This window comes from Rhizobacter sp. P1_G5 (assembly GCF_056405435.1).
Map to the genome: position 1 here is coordinate 1 of NZ_JBFUCB010000847.1, position 2,009 is coordinate 2,009.

Here is a 2,009-nt window from a genome sequence, read left to right on the forward strand (position 1 = left end):
CGCTGAAACCGACCTGTTGAAAGTCTTACGAAACGAGCTTCACGAAACGCTTTTGCTTGATCGAGCAGCGTCGTGGTCCGCCCAAAGGAATTTCGGAGTTGGCCGTAGTCCATGTCTATCGCTCCAGTGCTCGAACGCAGGACGAATCGATAGTGCTCAGGGAACTGTTGATGTGAGCGCACCTTATATCGATGCGGTCCGTCAAACGATTTCGGGACTCTAACGACCATCGCGTACCCACCTACTGCAAGCGGCACGGACTTGAATCGAACGCCTGCCACCCGTGGTTGAACATGGTTCGCCAAGAGCTCTTCGAGTCGGAGCTGGCAGGCGTCGAATGACTCGGTGGTGATCGACACCAGCCCATCAGCAACGCCAGCTGCAGACGCAATGCCACAGACGATGTCACCGCCGGCTGCATTCGCCATGGCGCAGACGTCCTTCGCAAACTCGTTCCGATAGTCGTTCTTCTGGCTGCTCCAGGGTTCGCGCTTGAACTCCAGAGTGATCGACTCAGCAGCCCCTTCGTGGCAGAGCTGAGTGAGAGTGGACTCGTCGATCTTGCTCCATGGCGTCGCAAGCATACTGACCTCAGTCGATGAGGGTAGAAGCCTCGAGTGTACTGAGCACTCAAACAGTTATCGGAGCGTCTTCCTGTAAACCATTGCAGTGGACTCTCCATCAGTTGCGGGCGACTATCCGTACGTCCTTGCGTAAGTCTTGGCCATGGCGATACGGCGCGAGACGATATTTCGTGACCTTCAGGAAGTAGGACACCCTCCAAATCGCTCCAATGGGACTAGGTGACGGAGATGTCATCGCACTAGCACGCCGCGCCACACGCGGCCAGATTGAGGAAGCACGACACATGACGGAAGCCACTGCACCGGTCGCGGCCACGGGAAGCATCACTCTTCAGTATCTGGAACTCTGTCAGTTCCGCCGGCTCGGGAAGGTCGAGCTGGACATCGATAACAAGACGACGATCCTTGTCGGCGCCAATAACAGCGGGAAGACATCCGTGTTGGCGGCGCTGCGTCACTTCCTGGCTGACGGTTCACCCTTCGGGGCCTTCGATATAAGCCTGTCCCAGTGGCCAAAGCTGCGGGAACTGGGGAAGCAGTGGGAGATGCTGACCGAGGATCCCGCCACCGCGGCCGGCACTGACGCCACGGATTGGGACGCGCAGCTGCAGACGCTTCTGTCCGCTATGCCCACCCTCGACCTGTGGTTTAACGCCGAAGAGGGCATGTACCACTTCGTCGCGCCGTTCCTGTCCAACTTCAACTGGCAAGGCGGTGCAGTTGGAGTCCGCCTGAGACTCGAGCCGGCAACCGATGTTGCCTCGCTCAAGGAACTTGCGTGGGGGTATCACAACGCCCGCCTGCCCGTGCGAGACATGGGCAACGACTCACTGGCCTGGCCGATCGACCTGCTCGACTATTGGCTGCGCGAGTCCACCAAGATGGGTCAGGTCAAGGCCTATCAGCTGGACGCACAGAACAATCCCCTGTCAGGACGCGCCAGCTACAAGACACCGGCTCTTCCGATGGATGCCGTGCCCCTCGAGCGCAAGCACTTGGCAAAACTGATCCGAGTGGACTTCGTCGCGGCTCAGCGCGGCCTGGGAAGCGAGGAGGCAGACTCCCGGTCCACGTCCGGTCCTCACCGCGTTGGTCTCTTCTCTAGCCAACTGCTCCAGTTCGCCCGGCGACACCTCAACGTGGCCGCGACAGGCCATGGCCATCGTGCCGATCTCATCAAAGCCGTCGCCGAAGCGCAGAGGGAGCTGGACAAGAAGATCCACGACGCGATTGCGCCCTCGGTGGACGAGGTCAAGGAACTCGGCTATCCGGGGCTGCACGATCCGCAGGAGATTCGGTTCAGAACCCGGATCCAGACGGCAGATCTGCTGGACCATGGCACCGCGGTCCAGTACAGCATGAAGAAGGACTCGGGAGAGGATCTGCTCCCCGAGTACTCTATCGGCTTGGGCTACCAGAACCTGC

At 59.7% G+C, this 2,009-nt stretch carries 2 protein-coding genes; one reads left to right on the forward strand and one right to left on the reverse strand.

Going from position 1 to position 2,009, the window contains the following annotated elements; genetic code table 11:
- A partial coding sequence (locus AC1D12_RS31840; RefSeq protein ID WP_477845168.1) for an AlbA family DNA-binding domain-containing protein occupies positions 1 to 584 on the reverse strand: 584 nt, incomplete at its 3' end.
- Positions 585 to 868: 284 nt separating this feature from the next.
- On the opposite strand from AC1D12_RS31840, the gene AC1D12_RS31845 reads away from it, so the two are divergent.
- On the forward strand, positions 869 to 2,009 hold a 1,141-nt coding region (locus tag AC1D12_RS31845; RefSeq protein ID WP_477845169.1), incomplete at its 3' end, for an AAA family ATPase.